At 67.0% G+C, this 7,177-nt stretch carries 6 protein-coding genes; all 6 read left to right on the top strand.

Annotated features, from left to right (window positions below):
* Window positions 1-1,602 (top strand): ATP-binding protein (locus tag Q8N19_RS05060; protein WP_305588527.1); only part of this gene is annotated, 1,602 nt, incomplete at its 5' end.
* A 251-nt stretch (window positions 1,603-1,853) separates the two neighbouring features.
* Window positions 1,854-2,810 carry a sulfate adenylyltransferase subunit CysD gene (gene cysD, locus Q8N19_RS05055; protein ID WP_305588526.1) on the top strand — a complete coding sequence of 319 codons (957 nt, stop codon included), beginning with the start codon at window positions 1,854-1,856 and terminating at the stop codon, window positions 2,808-2,810.
* A complete protein-coding gene (gene cysN / locus Q8N19_RS05050) occupies window positions 2,810-4,699 on the top strand; it encodes a sulfate adenylyltransferase subunit CysN (protein WP_305588525.1) in 1,890 nt (629 codons plus the stop codon). Before cysD ends, cysN begins: the two co-directional genes overlap by 1 nt.
* 124 nt (window positions 4,700-4,823) lie before the next feature.
* Window positions 4,824-5,171, top strand: a complete 348-nt coding sequence (locus Q8N19_RS05045; protein WP_305285334.1) for a helix-turn-helix transcriptional regulator — start codon at window positions 4,824-4,826, stop codon at window positions 5,169-5,171.
* Window positions 5,168-5,647, top strand: a complete 480-nt coding sequence (locus tag Q8N19_RS05040; protein ID WP_305285336.1) for an SRPBCC domain-containing protein — start codon at window positions 5,168-5,170, stop codon at window positions 5,645-5,647. The genes Q8N19_RS05045 and Q8N19_RS05040 overlap by 4 nt, the downstream gene beginning before the upstream one ends.
* 90 nt (window positions 5,648-5,737) lie before the next feature.
* Window positions 5,738-7,156, top strand: coding sequence for a response regulator (locus tag Q8N19_RS05035; protein ID WP_305285337.1), 1,419 nt, complete (start codon window positions 5,738-5,740; stop codon window positions 7,154-7,156).
* Window positions 7,157-7,177 lie beyond the last annotated feature (21 nt).

The raw sequence follows: 7,177 nt of genomic DNA, 5'->3' as shown, positions 1-7,177 counted from the left end.
GGGCCGCCTGAGAGCTATCGCATGTCGATCCCCGCCGCGCCCCAGGGCGACCTGAGCGATCTCGCCCCCTACGGCCTCGTGCGGCTCAGCCCGTCCTTCGACATCTTGCAGGCCAACCCCTACCTCCTCGACCTGGTGGGGGCGACCCAGGCGGACATCGACGCCGGGCTGAAGCTCCATCAGTTGCTCAGCGTCGCCGGAAAGATATTCCTCCAGACCCGGCTGCAGCAGGAACTCGCCCTGACCGGACGGCTGGAGGAGTTCGCCCTCGACATCGTTCGCCGTGATCGTGTGCGCATTCCCGTCCTGCTCAACGCCGTGCAGCGGCTGAACGAGGAGGGTCGTCCCAGCGAGATCGTCATGGCGCTGGGCCCGGCCGCCAGCAAACGCGCCTATGAGGCCGAGGTGCCCAAGGCCAGACTGGCCGCGCAGCAGGCGGTTCAGGTGAAGGCCGACTTCCTGGCCAATGTCAGCCACGAGATCCGCACGCCCCTGAACGGGGTGATCGCCGTGGCCGGGGTGCTCGGCCGCACGCCGCTCAACGCCGACCAGCGGGAGATGGTCGACCTGATCCAGTCCTCCGGCGCGATGCTGGAACGCCTGGTCTCCGATATCCTCGACCTGTCCAAGGTCCAGGCTGGCGGCCTGACCCTGGAGGCGCGGCCGTTCCAACTGTTCGAGGAATTCGGCGGCCTGATCGACATGATCCGCCTTCGCGCCCGGGAGAAGGGCCTGGACTTCCACCTGGACTGCCCGCCCGACCTGGACGGCCGCTATATGGGCGACGCCGTGCGGCTCAAGCAGGTGCTCGGCAACCTCACCGGCAACGCCATCAAGTTCACCGAACAGGGCGAGGTCCGCCTCACCGTGGCCAGGACCGCCGGCGGCCTGACCTTCGAGGTGCGCGACACCGGCATTGGCTTCGACGAAGAGATCGGCGACACCCTCTTCCAGCGGTTCCAGCAGGCCGACGCCGGCATTACGCGGCGGTTCGGCGGCACCGGCCTTGGCCTGTCGATCACCAAGTCCCTGGTCGACCTGATGGGCGGGTCGATCGCGGTGAAGTCCCAGCCCGGCCAGGGTAGCCGCTTCACCGTCACCCTCCCCCTCGAGCAGATCGAGGCGGGGCCCACGGCCCCGGAAGCCGGGACCCCGGTCTTGGAGAGCGACGCCGCAGACGCCCCCTTGCGGATCCTGCTGGTAGAGGACAACCCCACAAATCAGCGGGTGGTGCAGCTGATCCTGGCCCCATTCGATATCGCCCTCACCGTGGCCGACAACGGCGCCCTGGGCCTGGACGCCTGGCGAACGGGCGCGTTCGATCTGATCCTGATGGACATGCAGATGCCGGTGATGGACGGGCTGAGCGCCATCATCGAGATCCGCCGCCTGGAAGCCCAGTCCCCGGGACGTCCGCGGACCCCGATCGCCATGCTCAGCGCCAACGCCATGGACCACCATCGGCAGGACGCCGTGCGGGCCGGCGCGGACCTGCATCTGGCCAAGCCCATCACGCCCGAACGCCTGCTCGCCGGGATCAGCGAAGCCCTGGACCAGAGCGCCAGCGCTGAGAAGGGCGCCGTCAACGCCGCCCTGGGCTGATCGCCCCGCGCCCAGATCGGGCGCCTGCGTCATCGGACTGTGCGATTGACGCGCTATGGGACGGCGCCGCTCACCGGTCTGGCCTGGAACTTGAACTGGAGGTTGCGCCTGTTCTTGCTTTGGGCGCCGCTGTCCCTTAACTGACCGGTAAAGGGCCAGTGCGCGCGCCGAACACCAACGGCGGGCGGAATTACTTTGTACGTCGCAGCACCATTCAGGCCCAGATTCCACCCATGCAAGGTTCTAACGTCATGGACGCCCGCCAAGCCGAGGCCGCGAAATCGCGCCTCACGCCCGGCTTCGACGCCGATACGCTGACGCACCTCCAGCGCCTGGAGGCCGAAAGCATCCACATCATGCGGGAGGTGGTGGCCGAGGCCGAACGCCCGGTCATGCTCTACTCCGTCGGCAAGGACTCCGCGGTGATGCTTCACCTGGCGGCCAAGGCCTTCTACCCGTCCAAGCCGCCCTTCCCTCTGCTGCACGTGGACACGACCTGGAAGTTCCGGGCGATGTACGAGATGCGCGCGCGGATGGCCGAGACCCTGGGCTTCGAGCTGCTGGTTCACCGCAATCCCGAAGCCCTGGCCAAGGGCATCAATCCGTTCGACCACGGCTCGGCCCTGCACACCGACATGTGGAAGACCGAGGGCCTGAAGCAGGCCCTGGACAAGTACGGCTTCGACGCGGCCTTCGGCGGCGCCCGCCGGGATGAGGAAAAGTCCCGCGCCAAGGAGCGGGTCTTCTCCTTCCGCTCGGCCCAGCACCGCTGGGACCCCAAGAACCAGCGGCCTGAGCTGTGGAACCTCTACAACGCCCGCAAGGCGCAAGGGGAAAGCATGCGGGTCTTCCCGATCTCCAACTGGACCGAGCTGGACATCTGGCAATACATCCACTTGGAGAACATCCCCATCGTGCCCCTCTACTACTCGGCCGTCCGGCCGGTGGTGGAGCGCGACGGCGCCCTGATCATGGTCGATGACGACCGCATGCCGCTCCGTCCCGGCGAGACCCCGATGATGAAGTCGGTCCGTTTCCGCACGCTGGGCTGCTATCCGCTCACGGGCGCCGTGGAGAGCACCGCGGCCACCCTGCCCGAAATCATCCAGGAAATGCTTCTCACCACCACGTCCGAGCGCCAGGGCCGCGTGATCGATCACGACCAGGCCGCCTCGATGGAGAAGAAGAAGCAAGAGGGCTATTTCTGATGTCCCACCAGTCCGCACTCATCGCCGAAGACATCGAGGCCTATCTCAAGGCCCATGAGCACAAGAGCCTGCTGCGCTTCCTGACCTGCGGGTCGGTGGACGACGGCAAGTCGACCCTGATCGGGCGGCTGCTCTACGACTCCAAGATGATCTTCGAAGACCAGATGGCCGCCCTGGAGGCCGACTCCAAGAAGGTCGGCACCCAAGGGGGCGAGATCGATTTCGCCCTGCTGGTGGATGGCCTGGCCGCGGAGCGGGAACAGGGCATCACCATCGATGTCGCCTACCGCTTCTTCTCCACCGACACCCGCAAGTTCATCGTCGCCGACACCCCCGGCCACGAGCAGTACACCCGCAACATGGTCACCGGCGCCTCGACGGCGGACGCGGCCATCATCCTGATCGATGCGCGCAAGGGCGTGCTGACCCAGACGCGGCGGCACTCCTATCTCGTCTCGCTGCTGGGCATCCGCCACGTGGTCCTGGCCATCAACAAGATGGACCTGGTGGGCTGGAGCCAGGAGGTGTTCGACTCCATCCTGGCCGAGTATCACGACTTCGCCGCCCAGATCGGGATCAAGGCCTTCACCGCCATCCCCATGTCGGCGCTGAAGGGCGACAACATCACCGAGCCCAGCGACAAGGCGCCCTGGTACAAGGGCCCGCCCCTGCTGCCGCACCTCGAATCTCTCGATGTCGAGGACGACCTGCGGGAAAAGCCCTTCCGCATGCCGATCCAATGGGTGAACCGCCCGGACCTGGACTTCCGCGGCTTCTCCGGCCTGATCGCCACCGGAACCATCACCCCTGGCGACCGGGTCAAGGTGTTGCCGTCCGGCCGCGAAAGCACCGTGGCGCGCATCGTCACCATGACCGGCGACCTGCCCCGCGCGGTGGCTGGCCAGTCGGTGACCATCACGCTGACCGATGAGATCGACATCAGCCGCGGCGACGTGCTGTCCATCGCCGGCCAGCCGCCGGAAGTCGCCGACCAGTTCGAGGCGACCATCGTCTGGATGGATGACGAGGGCATGCTGCCCGGCCGTCCCTATCTGATGAAGATCGGCACGCGCATCGTCGGCGCCAGCATCACCGAGCCCAAGTACAAGGTGAATGTGAACACCCTCGAACACCTGGCCGCCAAGCGGCTGGAGCTGAACGAGATCGGCGTCTGCAACCTGTCGCTGGACGCCCCCATCGCCTTTGACGCCTACCAGGACAACCACACCCTGGGCGGCTTCATCCTGGTGGACCGGATCTCCAACCGGACCGTGGGCGCGGGCATGCTGCACTTCGCGCTCCGCCGCAGCCAGAATATCCACTGGCAGGCGCTGGACGTGTCCAAGGCCTCTCGCGCCGCGCAGAAGGGCCAGAAGGGCCGCGTGGTCTGGCTCACCGGTCTCTCGGGCGCCGGCAAGTCGACCATCGCCAACCTGGTCGAAAAGCGCATGCAGGCCGACGGCCGCCACACCTATCTGCTCGACGGCGACAATGTCCGCCACGGCCTGAACAAGGATCTGGGCTTCACCGAGGAGGACCGGGTGGAGAACATCCGCCGGGTGGCCGAGGTCTCCAAGCTGATGGTCGATGCAGGACTGATCGTGCTGGTCTCCTTCATCTCGCCCTTCCGGGCCGAGCGCCGGATGGCCCGCGAGCTGATGGAGGACGGCGAGTTCGTCGAGGTCTATGTCGCCACCCCGCTGGCGGTGGCCGAGCAGCGCGACGTCAAGGGCCTCTACGCCAAGGCCCGGGCCGGCGAGCTGAAGAACTTCACCGGCATCGACTCCCCTTACGAGGAGCCGGAACACGCCGAGATCACCGTCGACACCACCACCCTGTCGCCCGAACAGGCGGCCGAGGAAATCGTCGCCTGGCTGGCCAAGAACTAGGGTCAGGACGAAGCAGACGACAGAAGGGCCGGCGCCGCAGGGCGCCCGGCCCTTTTTCGTTTTGGGCGCCGTCTGCGATGCGTCGGGCTTGACTCCTGTCCGGGTCGTCGCAAAACTTAAGTGAATGCTACAGCATCAAGACAGCCCCCTCGACCTCGCCTTCCAGGCGCTCGCCGATCCCGGCCGCCGGGCCATGGTCGAACGCCTGAGTCTTGGCCCCGCCTCGGTGAGCGAGCTGGCCGAACCCCTGCCCATGACCCTGTCAGCGGTAGTCCAGCACCTGAAGATCCTGGAGGCCGCAGGCCTGGTGACGACAAAGAAGGTCGGCCGGGTGCGCACCTGCGCCCTGAAGGGCGAGGCCATGGCCAGGGTCGAGCACTGGATCGCCGAGCGCCGGCGGTTCTGGACGCAGCAGTATGACCAGCTTGAGGCCTACCTGGCCAACACCGCCCCCAAGACGAGGGACCCATGACGATCACCCATCACACCTTCACGCTGGAGCGGCGGCTGAACGCCACGCCGGCCCGGGTCTTCGCCGCCTATGCGACCCTTGAGGCCAAGAGCGCCTGGTTCGGGGCGATCGCCGACATCGAAACCCTGGACCGCGACTTCGATTTCCGGGTGGGCGGCAGGGAGCGCTTCCATGCCCGTTGGCCCGGCGGACGGGTCAGCGACTTCCAGGCCATCTATCACGACATCGTCGAGGCCCAGCGGATCATCCTGGTCTACGACATGTTCCTGAACGGTGAGAAGCTGTCGGTCTCCCTCCAGACGCTGGAGTTCCACAAGGAAGACGTCGGGACCCGGCTGATCCACACCGAACAGGGCGCCTATCTGATTGGCGGCCCGGAGGCGGCGCAGGGCCGCGAACATGGCACGGCCTGGGGCCTCGACAATCTCGCAGCCCTGATCGAAGGGCGCGCCCCGGAGCCCCTGGCTCCCACCTGAGCGCTGTCCGCGCGGCGGGACAGCTTCACCAGAAATTTAGGCTGGCAGGACCACGGTCGGGCTCACGTTCCATCAGCGGACACCGCAGACATGGCTCCACATCGGTTCGGCGCGGGATGGGACCGGTTGCGGCGGCCTGTCTGGCTGTATGATCCGCGGACCGGACAGAAGCCCTACGCCAATCCGGCCGCCCTCTCCCTTTGGGGGGCGGAGAGCCTTGCGGCCCTGGCCGACCGCGACTTCTCGGCGCAATCGCCGGCCATGAAGACCCGCATTCAGCGGCTTGTGGAGCAGACCGCCCAGGGCGCGGCGGTGAGCGAGCGCTGGGTGTTCTTCCCGCACGGCCAGCCGGTCACGACCCAGGCGGTTGTCTCAATGTTCGTCGATGACGACGGCCAGGCGTTGCTGCTGTTTGAAGCCACGGTTGAGGATGTCCCCGTCGAGGAGCGGCGGGCCGCCGAGGCCCTGCGGCACGCCTCCACCCTGATCAGCCTGTTCGACATCGATGGAACGAGGCTCTTTTCCAATCCTGCCGCCTTCCGCGCCTATGGCGACATGGAGGGTGATTTCGCCGCCCGCTTCGCTGTGCCCGAAGAAGGCCAGGCCATGCTCACGGCCGCGGCCGAGGGCTCGGTCTCAGAACTGCGCGCGGTGATCACCCGGGACGGCCCACGTTGGCACCATATGGGCGCCCGGCCGGTGCCAGACCCTGTGACCGGGCGCACCTGCATCCTGCTGGACGAGCAGGATGTGACGCTCCGGGTCGAGGCTGAGATCGCCAGGAGCGCGGCCGAGCAGAAGGCCAGCATGGCCGAGGCCCGGCAACAGTTCCTGACCGAGATGTCCCATGAGCTCCGCACGCCCCTGAACGCCGTGATCGGCTTCTCCCGGCTGCTGGCGGACGCCGATTTGCCCACCGCCGCCAGCGATCAGGCCCTTCGGATCCACGGCGCAGGCCTTGGGCTGCTGGAGGTGGTCAACCAGATGATCGCAGACCCCCTGGGCCAAACGGTTCAGCCCCTGCCGCACCCCGCGGCGTCCGCTGACATCCCCGGGGAGGAGGCCGAACAGGGCCTCTCCAACGGCGGCGAAACGGGTCTGCGAGCCCTCTATGTGGACGACAATGAAAGCAACCGCACCCTGGTCCAAGCCATGTTCGCCACCATGGGCTTCGTCTGCGAGACGGCTGTCGACGGCCGCGCCGGCGTCGAGGCGGCGAAGTCCGGGGACTGGGACGTCATCCTGATGGACATCCAGATGCCTGTGATGGACGGGGTGACGGCGACGCGGATGATCCGGGCGCTGGAGGGCGCTGCGGCGTCCACCCCCATCATCGCCGTGACCGCCAATACGCTGCCTGATCAGATTCAGACCTATGTCGAGGCCGGGATGGACGATTGCGTCGCCAAGCCGATCAACATGGTCGAGCTGCTGACCAAGGTCTCACACTGGGCGCAAGGGTGCTGGCGCGAGACGGCCTTGGCGGGACCGACCGCCACGGCGTCCTGATCCCGGCTCTTCCGCCGTCCG

Source organism: Phenylobacterium sp., assembly GCF_030693405.1.
GTDB lineage: Bacteria > Pseudomonadota > Alphaproteobacteria > Caulobacterales > Caulobacteraceae > Phenylobacterium.
Note: the sequence above shows the minus strand (reverse complement) of the source record. Positions and strands in the feature narration are given on the sequence as shown.

Excerpts from the sequence above, each read along its gene's own strand:
- cysD (WP_305588526.1), top strand. The coding sequence starts at position 1,854 with ATGGACGCCCGCCAAGCCGAGGCCGCGAAATCGCGCCTCACGCCCGGC.
- cysN (WP_305588525.1), top strand. The coding sequence starts at position 2,810 with ATGTCCCACCAGTCCGCACTCATCGCCGAAGACATCGAGGCCTATCTC.
- Q8N19_RS05045 (WP_305285334.1), top strand. The coding sequence starts at position 4,824 with ATGCTACAGCATCAAGACAGCCCCCTCGACCTCGCCTTCCAGGCGCTC.
- Q8N19_RS05040 (WP_305285336.1), top strand. The coding sequence starts at position 5,168 with ATGACGATCACCCATCACACCTTCACGCTGGAGCGGCGGCTGAACGCC.
- Q8N19_RS05035 (WP_305285337.1), top strand. The coding sequence starts at position 5,738 with ATGGCTCCACATCGGTTCGGCGCGGGATGGGACCGGTTGCGGCGGCCT.